We start from the raw sequence: 22,254 nt of genomic DNA, 5'->3' as shown, positions 1-22,254 counted from the left end.
GCCAGCGTGCCGCTGGTCTCCAGCTTGGTCGTGCCCGCCGTCACCGCATCTTCGGTCACGCTGCCCACATCCGGCGTCAGCGTCGGCACGTCGTCGGTGCCGTTGATGGTGATGGTCACAATGTGCGGCGTGCCATCCATACTCTGCACGGTGAAGGTCTCGACCTTGGTCTCACCTTCGCCCAGGTACTGCACCTTGCTGTTGTCGACGCTGTAGCTCCAGGTACCGGTCTCGGTGATGGTCAGGCTGCCCAATGCACCCGCACTCGGGGTGCCGTTGCCGGCCACAAACTTGGCCTCATCGGCGCCGTCCACATCGGTCACGCTCAGGGTGCCAGTCTCGGTCAGGATCGGGTTGGTTTCGTCTTCCACCACGCCACCGGTGTCGGTGCCGGTAATGACAGCCGCATCGTTGACAGGCGTAACAGTCCCCGTCACGCCACCTGTGGCGCTGTTCAGGCCATCGGTGATGGTGTATTCAAACGCGATGCTGCCATTGAAATCCGGGGCCGGCGTAAAGATCAGCTGGCCATTGCTCAGGGTGACGGAGCCATTGCTGATCGCTACCGAGCCACCTTCGGCAATGGTCTGGCCGTTGATGGCGGTAATGGTGAGGCGATCACCATCCACATCCGTGTCGTTGCCAAGCACATTGATGGTGACGGTGCCATCCTCCGCCACGGTGAACTGGTCGTCCCCCGGCAGAGGCGCGGCATTCACCACGCTATTGTCGGTCCCCTTGGGCGAGGTGTTTCCCGCAGGGTCGGTCAGGGTGGCATCCACAGTGATGGGGCCGTTGACTGGCAGATCCGTAGTGGGGATGGTCAGGGTGACCTGGGTACGGCCGATGTCGTCAGTCGTCAGAATTCTGCTGGAGTCAGGCACGCCATCACCGTTCCAGTCCACATCGAGACGATCGCCAGCCTTGGCATCGCCCGGCAGCCGGATGATGACATCCATCCCATTTTCGCGCTCGTTGGCGGAGATGACATTGTCCGCGCCGTCCTGGATTTCGACTTGTGGCGCCGAGGGCGCGGTACTGTCCACGCTGCCATCATCGGTCGCGGTACCGGTGTTGCCGGCCGGATCGGTCACGGAAGCCGTCACCTGATAGCCCCCTTCGGCCAGCGGTGTCGTGACATCCACGCTGAAGCTGCCATCCGGTTGCACCGTAGCGGTCAGGGTCTGCTGATTGCCGTTGGCATCGGTCACTACCAGAGTCACCGTGCTGCCAGCGGGGGCATCCGTGGTACCGGTCAGGGTCGGCGTCCGATCGTTGGTGTTGTCGGGGGCAGAGACTGTGATGACGGGAGCGGTGAGGTCGACCAGCTCATCCTCGCTGCTTTGCGCATCCACCAGCGGCGCCGCGCCAGCCGGGTTCGCGCTGTCAAAGCCTGCGCTGGAGATGGTTGCATCACCGATACGATCGATAGTGACGAAACCGCCGTTGCCGCTGGCACCAGCCACGCCCCCCGCATTGCCTGCGGCCGGGGCTCCGCCCGCCGCCGACGCTTCGAATGCCTTGGTGGGGTCGGTTCCGTCCAGAATCGCTTGCTGCAAGGCGGCGATGTCATCGGGCGTACCCGCGTTCGCCAGCACGGCGTCACCCTGTTCGGGGCGCTCGCCGGAACCCAGGGTGAACGTGGTCTCCCCTCCCTGGAAGCTGGCCCCTTCGGGCGCAAGCAATACCGCATCCTTGGGCAGTACATCGCCTTCTGCAACGAGTCTCTGGCTCCCGTCGGCGGCGACCAGATACATTTTGCCTTGCAAGTGGGTAACGACGACATCCTGATCCAATACGATGCGCTGATTGCTCATGGTTTCTCCTGAAATATCGAAGGGCATATTGCTCCAGCCTCCAATGTGCCCGTTTATCAGGCCATAAACCAGTGAGAAAAATCGAATGAACAGACCGAAATGAAGCCGGGTTTCGGGGTGAAAACGAAGGGACGCCTAAGATGAATAAAATTAATTAAATCAATAGCATCAATTGTGACAAAACGAAGACGGGAGCCTCATCGGCTCCCGTCTTGTGAGGTGTCAGACACCGGCCCAGAGCAGGATGGCCAGCAGTTGGGGCGAGATGATCCGCAGGAACATCACCAGGGGGTAGACGGTCGCGTAAGAGAGTGCGCTGGCACCACTGGTGGGGTGCATGCCGTTGGCAAATGCCAGAGCGGGAGGATCCGTCATCGAGCCGGCCAGCAGACCGCACAGCGTGAGGTAGTTGAGCTTGCCATAATGGCGTGCCAGCACACCCACCAGCAGCAGCGGGATGAGGGTGATTGCCACACCGTACATCATCCATGCGGGACCGTCGCCGTTGATCAGGGTGTCGATGAAGCCGGCCCCGGACTTGAACCCCACCACCGCCAAGAAGAGCACTATGCCTATTTCCCGCAGCGCCAGGTTGGCGCTCGGCGGCATGAACCAGTAGAGCTTGCCGATGCTGCCGATACGAGACAGGATGAGCGCCACCACCAGCGGTCCCCCTGCCAGCCCCAGCTTGAGCGCCGCCGGGAATCCCGGCAGGTAGAAGGGAATGGATCCGAGCAATACCCCCAACCCGATGCCGATGAAGACGGGCAGCATCTGCACCTGCTGCAGTTTCTGCTGCACGTTGCCCACCACGCTGGTGACCGCCTCGATGGCATCGAGCCGCCCCACCAGGTTCAAGATGTCACCGAACTGCAGACTGGTCTGACTGGTCGGCACCAGCTCGATGCCGGCCCGATTCAGGCGCGAGATGACCACATCGTATTTCTGCTTGATGTCGAGATCGCGGATCCGCTTGCCGAGCACCTGCTCATTGGTGACCACCACCCGCTCGACCCGCAGATCGGTCCCGCGGGTGGAGAGGGAGGTGTCTACCTCCTCTCCAAGCACCAGCAGCACCTTGTGCAGGGCATGGCGCTCCCCCACCAGGTGCAGCAGGTCGCCAAGTTCGATGCGCGAGTCGGGCTTTGGCACCATCAGTTCGTCGCCACGCTTGAGTCGGGAGCAGATGACGTCCGCCTCGTCCAGACTCGGGATCTCGCGGAGCATCAGGCCATGCATATTGGGATTGCGCACGGCAATGTTGATGGTTTGCAGACTCTCCTTGGTCTTGCCAGCCTGCTGCTCGAAAGCGACCGCCTCCTCCTCGATCTTGATGTGGAAGAACATCCGGATGAGCCACATGGTGAGCAGGATGCCGCAGATCCCGAACGGGTAGGCCACCGCATAGCCCATCCCCATCAGGCCGGTGGATCCAGGATCCGCCCCGAGCTCCGCCAGGATCTGCTGGCCAGCCCCCAGGGACGGGGTATTGGTCACTGCCCCGGAAAAGACCCCGAGGATCACCGGCAGCGGTACATCGAACAGCTGGTGCAACGCTGCCGCCACCAGGCAGCCGAGCAGAACCAGCAGGGCCGCGAAGCCATTGAGCTTGAGGCCCGAACTGCGTAAGGAGGAGAAGAAGCCGGGACCGACCTGGATGCCTATGGTGTAGACGAACAGGATCAGGCCGAATTCCTGAATAAAATGAAGTGTTTGCTCATCCAGCTTCAACCCGGACAAGCCGGCGAAGTGGCCCACTATGATGCCGCCGAACAGCACCCCGCCAATACCCAAACCCACGCCATAGACTCGCCAGTTTCCCAGCCAGAGCCCCAGCACTGCCACCAGCGACAGCATGCTGATGGAAAGCGCGATCTCACTCATCGTTTGCATCCTTTCCAAACTGAACTGGCACTAGCTTGTCAGCAAACGAAGGGGGCAACTGTGGGGTGCCGCACGAATTCAGGCTTTCATGAGCACAAAAATACCAATTAAGGGTTAGCCATCAGATGTAGCCATAAATGGCCATGAAGTGGCACAGACTGCCCCCCAGCACAAACAGGTGCCAGATGGCGTGGTTGTAGGGAATGCGCTTGGCCACATAGAAGATCACTCCCAGGCTGTAGATGAGACCACCCAGCCCCAGCAGCAAGAGCCCGGTACCATCCAGATGTAGATAGAGCTGGTAGATGACCACCAGCGACAGCCAACCCAGCATCAGATAGGTAAATAGCGACACCTTCTTGAAGCGATTGATGAAGATCAGCTTGAACACGACCCCAGCCAGGGCCAGCCCCCAGATCACCACCATCAGTCCTTGCGCCAGCGGCGTATCGAGCGCCACCAGCAGGAAGGGGGTATAAGTGCCGGCGATCAGCAGATAGATGGCGCAGTGATCGAACAGCTTGCTCCAGCGTCTGGCCGCCACCGAGCTCACGCTGTGGTAGAGCGTCGAGGCGAGATAGAGCAATACCAGGCTGGCACCGTAGACGCCGTAGCTCAGTAGTACCCTGGGCCCCTGATCCCACCCCTTGTGCAGCAGCAAGACCAGTCCCAGTCCGCCCAGCAGCAGCCCCAGCCCATGGCTGAGGCGATTCGCCCACTCTTCCCGTGGGGAGTACCCCGTCACATCCATCATTACCTCCAACCCATTACCGGCCCACTCTAGCGGCCGACGTTTCAGGCTACAAGTGTTAGCTGAAAATAAAGGAGCGAGGAGAGGGAGGGCCAGAGATGGCTGTGCCCCCCGCCCCTTTGGTGTATGCTCTGCCGCCGACGCCGCCCATGCGGATGGCCGCGTCTGCCCGACAATCTGGTCTGGAGAACCCGATGAAGCTCACTGAACTGTTTACACAACCGGATCCTGATTTCGGCAAGGCCATGACGGCCCTGCTGGAGCATTTCCATCATTCCGACGACAGTCAGGCCCCCTATCAGCGGGGCAGCTTCACCCACCAGCTCGATCAGTCGTGCATGCCCGCCACCGGCATCTCTCCCCGGGACTATCTGGCACGGCTCGCCACCCTGGTACCCGGGGCATCGCACCTCACCTCTCCCCGCTACATGGGACACATGACGGCGCCGCTGCCAGCCTTCACCGCCGAGCTCTCCCGGCTCTTGGTGATGCTCAACCAGAACCCGATGAAGATGGAGTCCTCCCGTTTGCTGAGCTTTCTGGAGCGGGAAGTGCTGGCCAAGCTGCACCGTCTGGTCTACCGCGAGGACGACGCCTTCTATGCAGCCCAGATGCATGCCAAGGATGCAGCCCTCGGTGTCATGACCAGTGGCGGTACCATCGCCAACGTCACCGCCCTCTGGCTGGCCCGCAACCGGGCCTGTGGCGACAACCTGTTCGCCCTCGCCGAGCAGGGCTATCGCGGCGCCGTCATTCTGGGCTCGCGGCTGATGCACTACTCCTTCGACAAGGGGATGGATCTGCTGGGACTCGGGGCTCGCAGCGTCTGGCGTCTCGACACAGACGAGCACAACCGGCTCAGTCTGGCGGCGCTGGAACAGGCCCTTCAACAATGCAGGGAGCAGAAGCTCAAGGTGCTGGCGCTGGTCGGTGTGGCCGGCAGCACGGATTTTGGCTCCGTCGACCCGCTGCCGGAACTGGCCGCCATCGCCCGGCGCGAGCAAATCCACTTCCACGTGGACGCGGCCTGGGGTGGTCCGACCCTCTTCTCGCCCCGCTATCAGGGATTGCTTACGGGGATAGAGCACGCCGATACCGTCACCCTTGACGGTCACAAGCAGTTGCTGGTCCCGCTCGGTACCGGCATGCTGCTCTGCCGCCAACCGGACCTGATGATGACGGTGAAGCGCGAGGCTCCCTACGCCATCCGCGCCACCTCCTTCGATCAGGGGCGCTTCACTCTGGAGGGGACCCGTCCCGCCAACGCGCTCTATCTGGATGCCGCCTTCCAGATGCTGGGACAGCAGGGTTATGCCCAACTCATCGACGCCAACTACGACAGGGCGCGGCGAATGGCCGCGCTCATCGACGCCAGCCCCGCCTTCGAGCTGATGTCGGCACCTGTCATGAACCTGCTCTCCTACCGGTGCATTCCGCCCCACCTGCAAGGTCAGGTGCCCGATGTGGCGGCCAACGAACAGATCAATCTCTTCAACGTCGCCCTGCAAAAAGCCCAGCGCGCCGAAGGGCACAGCTTCGTCTCACGCACCCAGCGCGCAGTGTCCCGCTATGGCGAGCAACCGCTCACGCTGCTGCGCGCCGTCCTGCTCAACCCCCTCATCGAGGAAGCAGACATACGCGCATTGCTGGACGATCAGGTGCGCCTTGGCAACCAGATTGCCAGCCAGCTATTCGAGTAACCCGCCGCCCCGGGAAGGAACTGCCTGCAGAATGGACGGTCTTATTCATTTGCCGTTGTCTGACGGGCAGGTACACTGAGTGAAATTTTGAGACTAGAGCCCAGCATGAAGCAGTTTATCGAGTTCATCCCCCTGATCGTCTTCTTCGCGGTCTACAAGTTTTACGACATCTACACCGCCACTGGCGCCCTGGTGGTCGTCACCGGCCTGCAACTCCTGTACAGCTGGCTTCGCTATCGCCGGGTCGAGAAGATGCAGTTGTTCACCTTCGTGCTGGTCGGTTTCTTCGGCGGCCTCACCGTCTTCTTCCACGACGATGCCTTTATCAAGTGGAAGGTGACCGTCATCAACATGCTCTTTGCCCTCGCCCTGCTCATCGGCCGCTATGGCTTTGGCAAGAACCTCATCAAGCAGATGCTGGCCAAGGAGCTCCAAGCCCCCGACCGGGTCTGGGACAACGTCAATCTCGGCTGGGTCGGCTTCTTCACCCTGTGCGGTCTGCTCAACCTCTACGTGGCCTTCAACCTCTCCCAGGAGATGTGGGTCAACTTCAAGGTGTTCGGCCTGCTGGGCATGACCCTGGTCTTCACCCTGCTCAGCGGCGTCTATCTCTATCGCCACATGCCGGCCGAGCAGAACGCAGAACAGAAAAAATAACCGCAACCAGAAAGGGATTGTTCCATGTGGTATCTGATCTACTCCGAAGATGTCGCGGGCAGCCTGCCCCAGCGCAAGCTGGCACGCCCTGCCCACCTGGCCCGCCTGCAAGCCTTGCAGGATGAGGGCCGCCTGCTGACGGCCGGCCCGAACCCGGCCATCGATGCCGAGGATCCGGCCGATGCGGGCTTCACCGGCAGCACCGTCATCGCCGACTTTGCCAGCCAGGCCGACGCCCAGGCCTGGGCCGATGCGGACCCCTATGTCGCGGCAGGGGTCTACGCCAGGGTGACCATCAAACCGTTCAAGAAAGTCTTCTGAGCCCATCGAGGCTGACAAGAAAAAGGCCGGACACTGTCCGGCCTTTTCGTATCCGATGATGACTCATGCCCTGGCCACAAACCAGGGATTGAGGATATCAGGCTTGTTGTAGCAAAGCGGCGAACCATCGAGCTGGGTGACGCTGCCCCCCGCCCCTTCCAGTACCGCCTGAGCTGCCCCCGTATCCCACTCGCAGGTCGGAGCGAGCCGCGGGTAAAGCTCGGCCTCCCCCTCGGCAATGATGCAAAACTTGAGAGAGCTGCCCATGGAAACCAGCTCGATCTCGCCCCGCTCCAGTTCGCCAAAACGGGCCAGATACTCGAGTGTCTCCTGCGACAGGTGATTGCGACTGCCCACCACGCGCCACACTTGCCCAGCGTCATGAGGGCGGGTCTGGATGGCCTCGTGCCTGCCATCAGCCACACGCCAGGCGCCAATCCCCTTGCCCCCATACCAGAGCTTGTCCAGTACCGGGGCATAGACCAGCCCCCAGCGCGGGGTCCCCTGTTCAATCAGGGCGATATTCACCGTGAACTCGCCGTTGCGGGAGACAAACTCCTTGGTGCCATCCAAAGGATCCACCAGCCAATAGCGGGACCAGCCGAGTCGCGCAGCCATCACCTCGGGGGAGGACTCTTCCGACAACACCTGGATATCGGGAGTGAGACGGGCCAGCGCCTGAACGATCACCTCGTGGGCCCCCTTGTCCGCCGCCGTCAGCGGGCTCTCGTCCTGCTTGTACTCCACCGCAAAGGGCTGGCTGTAGATCGACATGATGGCCTCACCGGCGGCGCGGGCGATGGGCTCCAGTTCGGAAATGGCGGGTAGATACATGGAAAAGAGTTCTCGCTCAAAGGGTTGGTCAGTGTAACCGAGTGAGTATCTTCGGCTTATAGCCGTTTGCACTGACTTATACAGTGTCAAAACTGACAGACAAAAAGTGGCGCAACACAGCTAATGATAAATATGCCACTAAGGCCGATTCATAAGGATGTGAAACATGAACAAGAAGACCCTGATCGCCGCACTGCTGCTGGGCTGCCTCCCCCTGTTGAGCCAACCTCTGCTGGCCGCCGACAAGGCGGCGACCAAGCCTGTGGCCACCACCCAAGTCAAGGAAAGCGGCAAGATCAATCTCAATACCGCCAGTGCCGGCGAGCTCACTGCCCTGAAGGGCATTGGCGAGAAGAAGGCACAGGCCATCATCGACCACAGGGAGAAGCAGGGCAAGTTCACCTCCGTCGATCAACTGGCGGACGTCAGTGGCATCGGACCTGCCACGCTGGAAGCAAACCGGGACATGATTATCGTCAAGTAACCGGTTTGAATCCCTGTCATCCCAAGGGCAGCCTGTGGCTGCCCTATTTTTCTTCGGGTATCATGAGCCCACTTTGTATCTTCGGACTCACTCCATGAAAAAGACACCGCTCGTTGTTCGCAAGGCCGTTCTCCCCGTTGCCGGTCTGGGTACCCGCATGCTGCCCGCCACCAAGGCCATCCCCAAGGAGATGCTGCCCGTGGTCGACAAGCCGCTGATCCAGTATGTGGTACGCGAAGCCATCGCCGCCGGCATCAAGGAGATAGTCCTGGTGACCCATTCAAGCAAGAACTCCATCGAGAACCACTTCGACAAGAGCTTCGAGCTGGAGGCGACCCTGGAAAAGCGGGTCAAGCGCCAACTGCTGGAAGAGGTTCAGCACATCTGTCCCAAAGACGTCACCATCATGCACGTGCGTCAAGGGGAAGCAAAAGGCCTGGGTCATGCAGTACTGTGTGCCCGCCCCCTCATCGGGGATCAACCCTTCGCCGTTCTGCTGCCGGATGTGCTCATCGACGAGGTGGCCAGCGATCTGAAGCAGGACAACCTGGCGGAGATGGTGCATCTGTTCGAAGAGGAGCAGATCAGCCAGATCATGGTGGAAGCCGTCCCCGAGAGCGAAGTGGACAAATACGGCATCGCCGACATCAAGGGGGAGGCCCTGAGCGAAGGCATGTCCCTGCCGATGCAGGCCATCGTCGAGAAGCCACCCCGGGATGAAGCCCCGTCCAACCTGGCCGTGGTCGGTCGCTATGTGCTCTCGGCCAATATCTGGCCCTTGCTGGAAAAAACCCCGGCCGGTGCCGGCGACGAGATCCAGCTGACCGATGCCATCGCCATGCTGATGGAAAAGGAGCAGGTCAATGCCTACTTCATGAAGGGACGCAGCCACGATTGCGGCAGCAAGCTCGGTTATATGAAGGCCAATGTGGAATACGCCGTGCGCCATCGGGAACTCAGCAAAGATTTCACCAGCTGGCTGAAACAGTTTGCCAAAGAGCTGTAATCTCTGAATATTTACAAGATAAGCAGAATAAAAAACTGGGCATCATTCGATGCCCTTTTTCATTTTATAAACAAATATTCAACCGTTGATAGATAAAATATCGCTAAATCATAATATTGTAATTTAAAGTCGCTTGTTCTATAAGGATTAAGGCTTGTTCCTAGCCCTTGCATAAAATTTCTAAAAAAATATAAGACACAGGTGGAAGTTCCAATGAATAACCCGTCCAAAGGGACCTTTTTAGGTCACCCTAAAGGGCTTTTTTTGCTCTTTAGTACCGAACTGTGGGAGAGATTCTCCTATTACGGCATGCGTGCCGTGCTCGTCCTCTATCTGACCGACCTGACCGCCAACGGTGGCATGGGCTGGACCCAGGCCGACGCCCTCAAGCTGTACGGCATCTATACCGGTCTGGTCTACATCACCCCCATCATCGGCGGCTGGCTCGCCGATACCTTCCTGGGCCAGCGCCGTGCCATCCTGTTCGGTGCCGTGCTGATGGCCGCCGGCCAGTTTACCCTGGCACTGCCTCACGCCATGTTCCCTGACATGGTCAACACCGTCTTCTATGCCGGCCTTGGCTTGCTGATCGTGGGCAACGGCCTGTTCAAACCGAACATCTCCACCATGGTGGGTGACCTGTATAAAGAAGGGGATCACCGTCGTGACGGCGCCTTCACCATCTTCTACATGGGCATCAACCTGGGCTCCCTCCTGGCCGGCGTGATCTGCGGCGCCGCCGCCACCGCCTATGGCTGGCAAGCCGCCTTCGTCAGCGCCGGTATCGGCATGCTGCTCTCCCTGGTCGTGCAGGCCACCATGGCCCAGCGTTTCCTTGGCGACATCGGCCGTGTGCCCGCCGCCCAGCGTGCCGCTCTGCAGCGCTCCAAGGAGCAAAAAGCGCCCCTGACCAAACAGGAAGTGGATCGCATCAAGGTGATCCTGGTACTGGGCCTGTTCACCATCATCTTCTGGGCCGGCTTCGAGCAGGCCGGTGGTCTGATGAACCTGTATGCCCAGGAGTATACCAACCGCATGATCGGCAGCTTCGAAGTGCCGACCGCCTGGTTCCAGTCCCTGAACCCCTTCTTCATCATCACCCTGGCCCCTGTCGTGGCCGCCATCTGGATCAAGCTCGGCAAGAAAGAGCCGAACTCCCCGGTGAAATTCGCCATGGGCCTGCTGTTCCTGGCCGTCGGCTTCCTGTTCATGATCGGTGCCGTGCTGGAGCAAGGTGGTGATCAGGCCGTCAAGACCTCCATGTTCTGGCTGGTCGGTGCCTACCTGTTCCATACCCTGGGTGAGCTCTGCCTCTCCCCCATCGGTCTCTCCATGGTGACCAAGCTGGCTCCGCTGCGCCTGGCCTCCCTGATGATGGGTGCCTGGTTCGGTTTCGTGGCCCTGGCCAACTATGCCGCCGGCTTCATCGGTTCCTTCGTCGGCGAATCCGGTGCCATGGCCATCTTCGGTGGCATCGCACTGGCCGCCGTGATCAGCGCCCTCATCCTGCTGACCATGGCCAACCGCTTGGTCTACTGGATGCACGGTGCCGAAGGCCCGGCCAAAGAGCCCGAAGAACAAGAGCAGAAACTGCAGTCCGCGACCGTTTGACCGGTCAGGACAGCAGAGACCAAACAGGGCGCCCATGGGCGCCCTGTTTGCATGTGTTCACTTCACTGCGTCAGTGGTGACGAACCTGCATCGTCAGGGCGCTGCCGCTGTCACTGCGAAACTGCAGATCAAAGGGCTCGTGCCAGCTTCGCCTGTGCAACGTGTAGCGACTGCTGCGCATCAAGCCGAGCGGCAACCCCCCTGCACGCATCAACCAGTGAGGTGAGGTGAGCCCGGCATTTGCAAAAAGCAGCCCATCTTCCTGATCGAACAGCAGGGCCGCCATGGCAAAGGAGTGACGCAGGCCCGACTCCAGCAGTTGCAGATTGAGGTAATCCAGCAATCGGTGTGGCTGGGTCAACAGCAGGCTCTCCTGTTGCTGGTATTGGCGATAGGGGCCGTTCATCAGGGATCGCACCAAGGCACCACAGAAGGCCGCATCCACACCGAGGATGGGCAATTCCATCACCAGTACCAGCAGCTTGTCGTCCAGTTTGAAGGTATCCGGGATGAAGAGATTGCCCATGCCGGCAAAGGTGACCTGCCAGGGCCCCCACTCCTGCATGCCAGGGGGGGACAACCAGGCGAGCAGCCGGCTGCTCGCCAGATCGTGGCCACGGAAGAAGTCGATGTGCTCCATCAGCTCCAGTTGCTGGCTCTGATGCCCGAGGTTTGTCAGGCATTGCTCGATGCTGCGGCGGATCTGCTCATAGTCATTCACCGGTTTGATGAAGAAGTCCCTGGCCCCCGCCCGCAGCGCACGCTCGATCGCAGCCATCTGATCCTGACCGGAGATGACGATGACGGGCACCTGTGGATAGCGGGCGGTGAGGCAGGCAATCACCTCATGGCCATCCATGTTCGGCATGTTCAGATCACACAACACCACATCGGGATGATAGAGCGCTGCGGCAGAGAGCCCCTCAATCCCGTCTTCTGCCTGAAAGACGCAGGCCCCGTCGTGCTCGAGATAAGATACCAGTGAGTGGCGAAAAACCGCTTCGTCTTCTACCACCAAGATCCGTAGTCCGGCTTTTGACATCTTGACAAAGCTCTTATTAGTCAAATGGTTATTTGAGCATTAAGACTAGATCATGGGCGCTGGATACCGCCACACAATATTGTCGAGCAGCGAGCCAAGCTGGCCTTGGTATCTGCCAAGCGTTTGAAATGGTCCGACTATTTTGATCGCCCCCTTGCGCAGAGATGGTCGGCAACCGTCGCCCGGCAGCCGTTATCTCGCAGGTCGGCACCATGAATTGTATGAGGCACCGCCATGAGGGATAATGCCCTCCACTCCAGATCGTGAAGCAGACCATGACGCCAGCCGAATACAGCGCCCTCGCCCATCCCAGACTCTCCCATCCGGCCCGCAGCCTCTATACCCTGCAACTGCGCCGCTTGGTGCTGGAAAATCGGCTGGCCCGACTCAACTATCCCGAGCTTGGCCGGGCACTGGCTGTCGTCGATCCGGGCAATCCCGGTGGTTTCAGCTATCAGGTCAACGCTCGCCAGCTGACCGAACTGCTCGACGAGCTGATGGAGGCCGAACTGCTTCAGGTCGAGGCCCAGGCTGACAGTGAGCACTACCACCAGTGCCCTTTCCAGTTGCCGTTGCTGAGCCAGCGGGTGCGCAGCCCCCTGCCGGCACGCCCGTTCCAGATGCACCTGCAGTGGCGTCCGGACGAAGAACTGCCTGCTCTCGCACGCCTGTGCGGGGTGATCGATGCCAGCTACAGCGAAGAGGATCTCGGGGAGTTCATCGCCTACTGGCTCGGCCGCCCCGAGGTGTTCGACTCCCAGCACCAGTGGATGTTGAAATTTATTCGGGCCCTCAAGAGTCGGCGCTACGCCCGCCGCCCGGCGACCGTGGTCACCGGGTACCAGCAGGTCGGGCCAACCCCGGTAGAGGCTGGCCCGAGCCGCCGGGCGCAAGAGATGATCGATGAGGCCAAACGGCTGGCACAAGCTCAGGAGCCGGAGAATGATTGATACCAGGCGGCCACGAAGTGCACTATTGACCCCCTGCCCATCCAGCCACAGCCCTAGCAGAAGGAGAATTCCATGACAGATCCGCACGACCCGATGCGCCAGGCACTGGAAGAGATCGAGGCCAAACGCCAGAAAATCGCCAAGGCCAGACAGGAGCAACGGGCTCATGATCCCGAGCTCAAGCGTCACGTCAGCAGCCTGCAGCAACGCATTCTCCGACTGCGGGCCGCAACCGGCGGCAGCCAGTACGACTACGAGACCCTGCGCAAGGAGTACGACGCCAAGGCCAATGCCGAAGTGCGCGAGTTGCAGAAAGCCGCCCGCCAGGAGCGGATCCAGAAGCTGATCGCCCAGGCCGACCTCAATCCGGACTGGATCTTCGACAAGATGGATTCCGGTGACCCGGCCCTGCAATACCCCATCGAGACGGCCCGCTACTTCATCAGCGGTTTCGAGCACTGGGAGAAGAGCGGCGGGGGCTGCATGCTGATCTACGGCGATTACGGCACCGGCAAATCCACCCTGGCGGGCGCCGTGGCCCACGAGTTGATCGCGCGCCACCAGAAGTCGGTGATCTTCCAGCAGTGGGCCTCCATCGTGGACAGGCTCTTCTTCAACGTCATCCAGGATCAGGAGGAGCGCAACCAGTACCGCCGCGCCCTGGAAGAGGTGGACCTGCTGATCATCGACGAGGTGGCGGCCAACCGTGCCAAGATGGCCGAGAGTCAGTCCAGCTTCCTCGGCCACCTGCTGCGCCGTCGTCGCAACCTGTCCAAAAGCGTCATCATCATCACCAACCACAGCCCCCAGAGCCTGCATCAGGCCATCGGTGATTTCAGCTATGAGGCGATCAAGGCGTTCAATCCGGTGGACATCCACCTGAGCGGACCCAGCCGCCGTCCCAGCATCGGCCATTACAACGGTTGATCCCGTCGGGCCGGCGTCCCTGATGTCCGGCCCTTCATATCCTCTGCACCTCACAAATAAAAACTACTCTCATTTACAGAGAGCCATCCAGGCTCTAGGCTTGCTCTTTTGTTCGAGAGGGCCTGTCATGCCAACCACACTCATCTTCGGTGCCAGTCGCGGACTGGGCCGCGCCTTCACCGACCACGCACTGCAACTGGGCCACAGGGTTGTTGCCCTGGTGCGCCATGCCGACATGGCCAGCGAGCTGCATACCCTGGGAGTCGAGGTCGTCATCGGGGATGCCCTGGACCCCCAGGCCGTGGCCCAGGCTTGCCACTTGGCGGACAGGGATGCCCGGGTAGTCTCCACCCTCGGCAGCTTTCGCCAGAGTGCACCGGTGGATTATCAGGGCAACCGCCATGTGATCGACGAGATGGAGTGCGCCGGGCTCAGCCGCCTGCTGCTTGTCACCTCCCTCGGTTGTGGCGACAGCTGGCAATGCCTGCCCGAGCGGGCTCGCGCCGCCTTCGGACACGAGGTACGCCTCAAGAGCCTGGCGGAAAGCTGGCTGCAGACAAGCACCCTTGAGTGGACCATTTTACGCCCCGCAGGGTTGCAGGATGGGGAGCCCACGGGTCAGGCCATCCTGAGCCAGGGGCAAGAGAGGCATGGCCTGGTCAGGCGCCAGGATGTGGCGATACGGGGTTTGCAACTGCTCACCGACCAGGAGGCGTGCGGCCAGATCTATGCCATCGGCGATCCGGGTCTGAGTCAGCCATGATCCCTGTGAATGGCAACACGGTCAGCCCAGTGGCTGACCGTGTTGTTGCAAGGGGCCTAGTCGGTGGAAGACGCTGTCGCCCCATCATCCGGCCGCGTTGCAGGGCACGGTTGACGCCAGCGGAGCAACCAGCACGCCAGAGCGCCATACAGCAGCGCCAGTCCCCATAACTGCCACCAGTAGCGGGAGACCTGGGCAAAGTCGGCCCCCATCTGATTGAGGCGCAGGAATCCCTCGATGGCCGGCGTGCTCGGGGCCCACTGGGCCAGCCAGTTGAGGGGAGCCGGAATGAGCTCAATGGGCCAGATAAAGCCAGCCAGGAAGACCAGCGGCAAAGAGGAGACAAGCACCACCTGGGTCGGCAGATCACGGCGGGTGAACAAGGCGCCGAGCACGATCCCGAGCCAGGTGGTGGCCAGCAGGAACGGCAGAGTAAAGAGCCAGAGTTCGCCGGGTACAGCGGTGCGGGCAATACCGTAGTGATCGAAGCAGAAGCCGAAGAAGTAGGTCACCGGAAGGACGAAAAGAGTCCCCACCACCAGGGTACGGGCCAGCAACAAGGCCGGCACGGGGGCATGTTGCCAGTAGCCTGACTCGCCACGGCGGCTGCGCTGGTTCTGGGTCGCCCCCAGGATGCCGGTCCCCATCAGCAACACCTGATGCAGGATCAGCACGAATACCGCAGGCACCACGTAGTTCACATAGCCCATGGTGGGGTTGAATACCGGCAGCACATTGAGGGCCACCGCGTTCCAGCCCATGGCGGCCTGGGGCAGCGCCTCGCCCTGGCTCAGCAACCTGGCCACCTTCACCTGGGCGGCGAGCGTGCCTCCCGCCTGGGCCAGCCCTTCGGCAATGGTGCCATAGACCAGGAAGTAGGAGGCATCTCCGGCATAACCCAGGGTCACGCTCCTGCCCAGCATCAGATCCCGATAGAAGTGGCGGGGAATGTGCAAAATGCCGCTCGCCTTGCCGGTCAGCATCATCTGGCGGGCCTCGTCGAGCGAACCGGCACGGGCCACCAGTTTCACCTGCGCCGTGGCATCGGCCATGAACTCCAGCTGACGGGAGAGCTGGCTGCCATCCTCGTTGACCACCACCACGGGCTCTTCCCTGGGCAATTGGTGCAGGTAGGGCTGGGGGTAGAGGAAGGAGTAGAAGAAGACGCCGCCAAACAGGGTCAGCATGATGGCGCGATCCGCCAAGAGGGTGCGCAGCTCAAGGCGCACCAGATCCCAGAATCCCATCATGGCCTGGACTCCTCATGGGGCAGGGCCGCGCCCGACGGCGTCCGGTAGCGGTGTACCACCAGCAACAGGGGCAGCAGAAACAGCAGCAGAGCCCCGAGCTGGGGCAGGGCCGCCGTCAACGGTTGACCGTAGTTGGTTTGCCCGATCTGCAGCTCCACATAGTGGGAGATGGGCAGCAGGCTGCGCCAGAACTGGGCCACATCCCCCATGGCGCTGACCGGAAAGGTGACCCCCATGAAGGCAAATCCCGGCGCCGTGTAGGCGCCGGCCAGAGAGAGCGCCCGCGCCGGATCCCGGATGATGGCGTAGAAGAAGGCCCCCATGGTGACGCAAGCGGCCGACGCCAGTCCCAGCCCCGCCGTCAGCACCAGCCAACTGCCTTGCATGGGGTACCCAAGCCCCTTGAACAGCAGCAGACTCCACGCCAGACCCCACCCCCAGCCGATGAGCACGTGGGGTAGCAGGGTTCGCCAGAGGCCGAACCAGACCCCTCTGGTGGTCCAGTCCAACCCGAGGCGATCGGTGCGGGCCAGGGCGTTCAGGCCATAGAGCACCACCAGGATCTGCCACACCGCAGGCAGCAGGGCGCTCAGCAGAAACTGGGCGTAGCTGGAATTGATGTTGTAGAGCGCGGTAACCTGGCTCGCAATGGGTACGGATTGTCCCAGGGCACCGGGCAGCGTCTTGCCGTCGGCCATGGCCGAGAGCACGCCCACCTGGCCATTGAGAGTTCCCACCACCTGGGCCAGTGCGGAGTTGACCAGCTTAGCAATCAGGATGAACTGGCCATTGTTGAACACGGTCACCCTGGGTTGGGTCCCCTCGCGGGCATCCCGCTCCAGGTGATAGGGGATCACCACCAGGGCATAGATATCTCCCCCACGCAGTGCCCTGGCCCCTGCGTCGATGGCGTCAAACTGCTGCGCTATCTTGAGCCCGGCGGAGCCATCGAGAGAGAACGCCAGTTGTCGGGAGAGGGTGCTGCGATCCAGATCCACCAGACCGACCTTGAGCTCCCGCGCCAGGCCGGCTGAAAAGATCCAGCACAGGATCCCTATCAGCAGCAAGGGGACCCAGCTCGCCAGCGCCCGGCCGAACGGGTCCTGCCAGAGCAACCGCCATTCGCGTCCCATCAGAGCTCGACCAGCACGCTCATGCCGACCCGCAGCCCGTCAACCGGCTGCAAGGGGCGCGCTTCCACCTGGAAGCTTTTCATGTCGAACCCCTGGCGGGTGTCGGTGGCACGCCAGGTGGCGAAATCCCCCATCACGGCCACATGGGTCACCTTGAAGCGCACCAGCTGCTCCCCCAGGCCGGGAATACGGGCATCAAACTCGGTACCGACCGGGAACCTTGGCAGGAGGTCCTCACGGACATGGAACTGGGCCCAGGCATCCTTCATGTCGAGCAGGGTCACCACGGGGAAGCCCTGGGGAGCCAGCTCGCCGCTGCGCAGCAGCACCTGGGCAACTTCCCCCTCGTGGGGGCTGGCGATGCGGGTATCGGCCAGATAGGCTTCCACTTCCGCCACGCCGCCAGCCGCCATCTTGGCCTGCTCGCGGGCCGCTATCTTGGTCTCTTCCCGCGCTCCTTCCAGCGCCATCTGGTATTGCTGCCAGGCCATGCCCTCGCTGTACTTCGCCGCCTGCCAGGCCGTCCAGGCCTCGTCACGCTTTTGCAGCGACATCACGCCATCCCGATGCAGGCTGGCAATGCGCTCGTAGGTTTTGCCATGAAGCAGGGCAGCTGCCTTGGCCTGTTGCCACTGATCCTTGGCGGCCGCGATCTGCTGCACTCGAGCCCCCTTCTCGGCCTCTTCGGCCATGGCGCCAGCCGCGGCCTGCCCGGCCTTGGCCTGACTCAGCTTGGCCTCGATCTCCGGGCTCGCCAGAGTGAACGCCAGTTGGCCCCTGGTCAGTTGATCCCCCTTCTTCACCAGCACCTCGTCGATGCGGCCCGCCACCTTGGAAGAGACCGAATATTGCTGCGCCTCTATCTGCCCCTGCAGACGCACCGGCTCCGGCTGATAGGCCAGCCAGAAGCGCCAGCCCAGCCAGAGCACAAGCAATACCAGCGCCAGTGGCAGCAGCCAAGGCTTGCCCTGGCTCATCTTCTTCTTGATGGGGGGATGACTCATGAATTCACCTCGGCAAACGGGCGACCCTTGACGGTCGAAACGGACATGAATAACGGAGTGGAAGAGCGCGCGATCATGAGTTCACCTCGATCGCCTGGCCATGCTGATACTGGTTGAAACTGTTCATCTGACCGGAGAGTGCCAACAGGCGGGCCAGAGAGATCACGTATTGATAGGCGGCGGCGGCGCGCTGGGTCTTGACCCCGGCAAGCTGGGTCTGGGCATCGACCACATCGAGGGAAGTGGAGAGCCCCTGACCGAATGCCTTGTCACGCAACCGCACGTTCTCCTCGGCCAGCGCCTGGGTCGAGGAGAGAGAGTGATACTCCTCCAGTCCCTGGGCAGCCTCGCGCCAGGTCTTTTCGACCAGCAGCTCCAGATCCTGGCGGGTCTTGGCTTGCAGCAGGTTGACCTGGAGTTCGGCGCTCTTGGCCGCCTGGACCGTCTCGGAGCGGCCATCACGACTCACCAGCGGCATGCTGACCCCGACACCAACCAGCCAGTCCGGTGTGGTCTTGGAGACAATGGAATCATCTTCATAGAGGTTGTAGTTGCCGAACAGGAAGAGCTCGGGGGCGTACTTGCCCTTCTCCAGCTTGATCATCCCCTGGGCCTGCTCCTTCTTGGCCGTCAACAGCTTGAGACCGGGATGCACCGACAGGGTCTCCTCCACGAAGGGAGACAAGGCTGGCATCCCTTCGTTGATGAAGAGGGCGGTATTGGGCTCAGCCTGCTTGAGCTTGAGCATGTGGCCGAGCGCCAGCTGGGCGATCTCCAGGCTGCGCCTGGCCTTCTGGGTATCGATGCGTGCCCTGTCATAGGCAGACTGGGCCGACAGGCGCTCCACCTTGGCGATCTGCCCCTGGGCTTCGAGCTTCTTGGCATGATCCAGATGGTGTGCCAGTCCCTGCTCGATCTCCTGCTTGGTCTGCACCACCTGCGCCGCCAGCACCACCCCGAAGTAGGTCTGGGAGAGGCTCTCGAAGGTCGACTGCTGTTTGAGCACCAGCAACTGCTCAGCCTCGCTCACCTGGGCCTGACGAATATCCTGGGCCGCATCGATGCGCCCGCCGGTAAAGAGCGGCCATAGCATCTTGACCGAACTGGTCACCACGTTCTGCTTGGTGAGGGGGGTGACAAAATCGCTCGGGCTGAGGTTGAGCGCCTGCATCACGGGTCCCAGCACCTTGCCAAATTCCGGATGATTGGCGATGGGGTTGAGATCCAGCATGTCCAGCTCCATCGGCTGATCGAGATGGGTATAGCTGGCCCCCACATCCACCTTGGGCAGGTACATGGCCTTGGCCGCCTCCCGCAGTTGCTGGGCCCGCTCCACCCCGGCCTGCTCTGCCGCCAAGCCGTCATCCTGCTGGATGACCCGGCTCCAGGCCTCGGTAAAGCTGACCGTCTGCGCCTGGGCCGACCCCAGCACGACACCCAGCAGGCATGGGCAGAGCGATTTGATGAACTTTGCCGTCATACATCCCCGATCCGTTTGTAATAAAAATGTGTAGAGTCTTTGCTCAATTCAGGCCCGCTATCATAGCCTAAACCGGCTTGAGAGGGAGACTCACAAATCACCATCCCCCTCACTCGCGCCCTCCTGACCATGGTCACAGACAATATGTCCGATTTTCAAGCACTCCTGAATTTGCAAGCCTTGGCGCGACGTTTTTTTCAGAAAAAAATGGCTGACGCTCAAATACTAACCTTTTCTCCTGACTAAAAAATGCGTAATATACGCCGCCCTAAGCCGATGGTAACCGTGGAATGCAGATAGGTCCCCACACGCTTGAAACTCCCCTGATCGTGGCCCCCATGGCCGGTGTAACAGACCGACCATTTCGTGAACTTTGTTTACGTTTGGGAGCCGGTATGGCCGTTTCCGAGATGCTGCTGGCCAACCCGGATGTCTGGGATACCCAGAAAACCCGGATGAGAATGGATCACTCTGCTGAAGGCGGCTTGCGATCGGTCCAGATTGCCGGTGCCGACCCCGAGATGATGGCGTTTGCTGCCCGCTACAACGTGGAGCAGGGCGCTCAGATCGTCGACATCAACATGGGATGTCCGGCAAAAAAAGTGAATAAGAAGCTGGCAGGTTCCGCCCTGCTGCGTCAGCCAGACCTGGTCAGATCCATCTGCCGGGCCGTGGTGGATGCGGTGGAAGTACCTGTCACCTTGAAGATCCGCACAGGATGGGATCCGGATAACCGCAATGGCGAGGAGATCGCCCGAATCGCCGAAGATTGCGGTATCGCGGCCCTTGCCGTGCATGGTCGTACCCGTGCCTGCCTCTACAAGGGCGAAGCGGAGTACGACACTATCAGGGCGATTAAGCAGGCCGTATCGATTCCTGTTGTCGCCAATGGCGACATCGATAGCCCGGAGAAAGCCCGGTATGTCCTCGACTATACCGGTGTCGACGCCGTGATGATCGGCCGTGCTGCGCAAGGACGACCCTGGATTTTCCGGGAAATCCGCCATTTTCTTGAAACGGGCACCAAGCTGCCGCCTCCCGACAGGGAAGAGGTTCGCACCCTGATGAACGAGCATGTCACCAATCTGCACCAGTTTTACGGTGCCTATCTGGGAGCGCGCATTGCCCGTAAACACGTGGGCTGGTATCTGGATGAAGAAGAGGCGGGCCGAGAATTCCGTAAGCACTTCAATGCCCTGGATTGTGCAGACGCACAACTCGAGGCACTCGAAGCGTATTTCGATGGATTAGGTTAACGCATAACTAAAGAGCCGACCGAATATGTTCGAACAAACCCTGACTTCTGATGCATTGGTAACAACTACTCACAATCACGCTGCCGAGCCGACCCAACGCCCCCTGCGTGACTCTGTGCAACAGGCCCTGCGTAACTACCTGGCCCAGTTGAACGGTCAGGAAGTGATTGATCTGTACGATATGGTTCTCTCCGAAGTCGAAGCTCCCATGCTGGACGTGATCATGCAGTACACCCGTGGCAACCAGACTCGCGCCGCCGTGATGATGGGCATCAACCGCGGTACCCTGCGCAAGAAACTCAAGCGTTACGGCATGAACTGATCCCGGTCATTCTGCTGCAGTGCAGACGAAGGCGTATCCCAGCGATGGGATACGCCTTTTTCTATGCCCGGAGTGTACCTGCTCACTCCGCCGCCAGTTTGATACCGAGCCCCACGAACAGCCCCCCCATCACACGATTCAGCCAGGTGGCCACCCGGGCGGGCAATCGTACATTGCGGCTTGCAAACGCGGTGGAAAACGCCAGCAGATGGCACCAGATCATGCCGTTGAGATTGAAGATGCAGCCCAGCACGATGAATGCCATCGCCTTTTGCGGTGAAGCGGGATCGATGAACTGGGGCACAAAAGCGAGAAAGAACAGCGCCACCTTGGGATTGAGGACATTGGTGAGCAACCCCTGCCGAAAGATGCGCCCATAAGAGAGCGCAGGCAGCGCCACAGCCCCATCCACAGACGTTGAAGTGCCACTCCTCTGCCAGAGCATGGACACGCCGAGATAGACCAGATAGAGCGCCCCCATCAGCTTGATGACGGCAAACAGCTCGGCGGAGGCACTCAACAGGGCAGACAGCCCCAGCGCCGCCGCCAACACATGCACCATGGTACCTGTCCCGATACCCAATGCCGCCATGGACCCTGCACGCCATCCCTGGGAGCCGCTGCGCAGCATGATGAGCAGGGAGTCAGGCCCAGGCATCATGTTCAACAGCAGGCCAGAAACGACAAACAACGCCAGATCGTGGATCCCCAACATAGACAGCTCCTTGTATATGAAAGAAACAGTCTATGGATCCTGAAGTACTTGTCACTCCCGTTTCCGGCGATAGTGATTATCAAGGAAGGGAATAGCGTTTGAGCCGGAGATACTTGACGCTCAACCTGGTGAGAAAGAGAGATTGAGCCGTTTGAAAGGCAGTGATACTGGCTGAATAGCAATGTTTATCGATGTAATAAACTGGATTTTGTGCATTAGCCAGACTTATTATCTAATAAATAAATTACAGGAAATAAAAAACCCCGCTCGAGTGAGCGGGGTTTCTTGTATTGGGTGCCTGGCAGTGTCCTACTCTCGCATGGCGAATGCCACACTACCATCGGCGC

The 22,254-nt window shown here is 60.7% G+C and carries 21 protein-coding genes; 11 read left to right on the top strand and 10 right to left on the bottom strand.

The features are described from left to right. From AB5Y51_RS16670 to AB5Y51_RS16660, 3 genes are all read right to left on the bottom strand, one after another. On the bottom strand, nucleotides 1-1,817 hold a 1,817-nt coding region (locus AB5Y51_RS16670; protein ID WP_368178758.1), incomplete at its 3' end, for a retention module-containing protein. A 222-nt stretch (nucleotides 1,818-2,039) separates the two neighbouring features. Beyond that, on the bottom strand, nucleotides 2,040-3,701 hold the full coding sequence (locus AB5Y51_RS16665) for a putative transporter (RefSeq protein ID WP_010675535.1): 1,662 nt from the start codon (nucleotides 3,699-3,701) through the stop codon (nucleotides 2,040-2,042). Between the two features lie 121 nt (nucleotides 3,702-3,822). Beyond that, nucleotides 3,823-4,455 carry a hemolysin III family protein gene (locus tag AB5Y51_RS16660; RefSeq protein WP_039041319.1) on the bottom strand — a complete coding sequence of 211 codons (633 nt, stop codon included), beginning with the start codon at nucleotides 4,453-4,455 and terminating at the stop codon, nucleotides 3,823-3,825. A 191-nt stretch (nucleotides 4,456-4,646) separates the two neighbouring features. Between AB5Y51_RS16660 and AB5Y51_RS16655 the strand changes: the two genes are divergently transcribed. The 3 genes from AB5Y51_RS16655 (at nucleotide 4,647) to AB5Y51_RS16645 (ending at nucleotide 7,130) form a co-directional block, all read left to right on the top strand. After that, nucleotides 4,647-6,152, top strand: coding sequence for an aminotransferase class V-fold PLP-dependent enzyme (locus AB5Y51_RS16655; protein WP_119196968.1), 1,506 nt, complete (start codon nucleotides 4,647-4,649; stop codon nucleotides 6,150-6,152). 105 nt (nucleotides 6,153-6,257) lie between these two features. Further along, entirely contained in the window at nucleotides 6,258-6,809 is a 552-nt protein-coding gene (locus AB5Y51_RS16650; protein WP_039041321.1) for a septation protein A, read from the top strand. A 24-nt stretch (nucleotides 6,810-6,833) separates the two neighbouring features. Further along, on the top strand, nucleotides 6,834-7,130 hold the full coding sequence (locus AB5Y51_RS16645) for a YciI family protein (protein WP_010675539.1): 297 nt from the start codon (nucleotides 6,834-6,836) through the stop codon (nucleotides 7,128-7,130). 63 nt (nucleotides 7,131-7,193) lie between these two features. Here the strand turns inward: AB5Y51_RS16645 and cysQ are convergent, their stop codons facing one another. Further along, complete coding sequence (cysQ, locus tag AB5Y51_RS16640; RefSeq protein ID WP_041213859.1) at nucleotides 7,194-7,964, bottom strand: 3'(2'),5'-bisphosphate nucleotidase CysQ; 771 nt, start codon at nucleotides 7,962-7,964, stop codon at nucleotides 7,194-7,196. A 166-nt stretch (nucleotides 7,965-8,130) separates the two neighbouring features. Between cysQ and AB5Y51_RS16635 the strand changes: the two genes are divergently transcribed. The 3 genes from AB5Y51_RS16635 to AB5Y51_RS16625 all read left to right on the top strand — a co-directional run bounded on the left by AB5Y51_RS16635 (nucleotide 8,131) and on the right by AB5Y51_RS16625 (nucleotide 11,065). Then, entirely contained in the window at nucleotides 8,131-8,448 is a 318-nt protein-coding gene (locus AB5Y51_RS16635) for a ComEA family DNA-binding protein (RefSeq protein ID WP_041213860.1), read from the top strand. 94 nt (nucleotides 8,449-8,542) lie between these two features. Beyond that, entirely contained in the window at nucleotides 8,543-9,454 is a 912-nt protein-coding gene (galU, locus tag AB5Y51_RS16630) for a UTP--glucose-1-phosphate uridylyltransferase GalU (RefSeq protein ID WP_368178757.1), read from the top strand. A gap of 213 nt (nucleotides 9,455-9,667) precedes the next feature. Then, complete coding sequence (locus AB5Y51_RS16625; protein WP_368178756.1) at nucleotides 9,668-11,065, top strand: peptide MFS transporter; 1,398 nt, start codon at nucleotides 9,668-9,670, stop codon at nucleotides 11,063-11,065. Between the two features lie 70 nt (nucleotides 11,066-11,135). Here the strand turns inward: AB5Y51_RS16625 and AB5Y51_RS16620 are convergent, their stop codons facing one another. After that, nucleotides 11,136-12,107 carry a response regulator gene (locus tag AB5Y51_RS16620; protein WP_041213861.1) on the bottom strand — a complete coding sequence of 324 codons (972 nt, stop codon included), beginning with the start codon at nucleotides 12,105-12,107 and terminating at the stop codon, nucleotides 11,136-11,138. A 275-nt stretch (nucleotides 12,108-12,382) separates the two neighbouring features. Here AB5Y51_RS16620 and AB5Y51_RS16615 point away from each other — a divergent pair, with 275 nt between their 5' ends. From AB5Y51_RS16615 to AB5Y51_RS16605, 3 genes are all read left to right on the top strand, one after another. Next, nucleotides 12,383-13,057, top strand: a complete 675-nt coding sequence (locus tag AB5Y51_RS16615) for a DnaT-like ssDNA-binding domain-containing protein (protein ID WP_368178755.1) — start codon at nucleotides 12,383-12,385, stop codon at nucleotides 13,055-13,057. Between the two features lie 72 nt (nucleotides 13,058-13,129). Continuing rightward, nucleotides 13,130-13,984, top strand: a complete 855-nt coding sequence (locus tag AB5Y51_RS16610; RefSeq protein ID WP_010675546.1) for a DnaA/Hda family protein — start codon at nucleotides 13,130-13,132, stop codon at nucleotides 13,982-13,984. A gap of 127 nt (nucleotides 13,985-14,111) precedes the next feature. Continuing rightward, a complete protein-coding gene (locus AB5Y51_RS16605) occupies nucleotides 14,112-14,747 on the top strand; it encodes an SDR family oxidoreductase (RefSeq protein ID WP_274798804.1) in 636 nt (211 codons plus the stop codon). Between the two features lie 56 nt (nucleotides 14,748-14,803). On the opposite strand, the gene AB5Y51_RS16600 is transcribed toward AB5Y51_RS16605, so the two are convergent. From AB5Y51_RS16600 to AB5Y51_RS16585, 4 genes are all read right to left on the bottom strand, one after another. Then, nucleotides 14,804-15,997, bottom strand: coding sequence for an ABC transporter permease (locus AB5Y51_RS16600; protein WP_323882828.1), 1,194 nt, complete (start codon nucleotides 15,995-15,997; stop codon nucleotides 14,804-14,806). Further along, nucleotides 15,994-17,130, bottom strand: coding sequence for an ABC transporter permease (locus tag AB5Y51_RS16595; RefSeq protein ID WP_323882830.1), 1,137 nt, complete (start codon nucleotides 17,128-17,130; stop codon nucleotides 15,994-15,996). Before AB5Y51_RS16595 ends, AB5Y51_RS16600 begins: the two co-directional genes overlap by 4 nt. Next, entirely contained in the window at nucleotides 17,130-18,134 is a 1,005-nt protein-coding gene (locus tag AB5Y51_RS16590) for an HlyD family secretion protein (RefSeq protein WP_082180590.1), read from the bottom strand. Before AB5Y51_RS16590 ends, AB5Y51_RS16595 begins: the two co-directional genes overlap by 1 nt. Nucleotides 18,135-18,207: 73 nt before the next feature. Continuing rightward, complete coding sequence (locus AB5Y51_RS16585) at nucleotides 18,208-19,614, bottom strand: TolC family protein (protein WP_010675551.1); 1,407 nt, start codon at nucleotides 19,612-19,614, stop codon at nucleotides 18,208-18,210. Nucleotides 19,615-19,904: 290 nt separating this feature from the next. On the opposite strand from AB5Y51_RS16585, the gene dusB reads away from it, so the two are divergent. Both dusB and fis read left to right on the top strand, forming a co-directional pair. After that, the gene (gene dusB, locus AB5Y51_RS16580; RefSeq protein ID WP_010675552.1) at nucleotides 19,905-20,870 is read left to right on the top strand and encodes a tRNA dihydrouridine synthase DusB; all 966 of its coding nucleotides are present in this window, start codon (nucleotides 19,905-19,907) and stop codon (nucleotides 20,868-20,870) included. A 25-nt stretch (nucleotides 20,871-20,895) separates the two neighbouring features. Beyond that, nucleotides 20,896-21,192: a DNA-binding transcriptional regulator Fis gene (gene fis / locus AB5Y51_RS16575; protein ID WP_005309538.1), complete on the top strand. Its 297-nt coding sequence runs from the start codon at nucleotides 20,896-20,898 to the stop codon at nucleotides 21,190-21,192. A gap of 82 nt (nucleotides 21,193-21,274) precedes the next feature. On the opposite strand, the gene AB5Y51_RS16570 is transcribed toward fis, so the two are convergent. Further along, nucleotides 21,275-21,907, bottom strand: coding sequence for a LysE family translocator (locus AB5Y51_RS16570; RefSeq protein WP_103255204.1), 633 nt, complete (start codon nucleotides 21,905-21,907; stop codon nucleotides 21,275-21,277). Nucleotides 21,908-22,254: the final 347 nt, after the last annotated feature.

Source organism: Aeromonas sp. R7-1, from assembly GCF_040908115.1.
In the GTDB taxonomy this organism is placed as follows: Bacteria; Pseudomonadota; Gammaproteobacteria; order Enterobacterales; family Aeromonadaceae; genus Aeromonas; species Aeromonas caviae.
The sequence above is the reverse complement of the archived record's forward strand: the minus strand, read 5'-3'. Positions and strand labels throughout refer to the sequence as shown.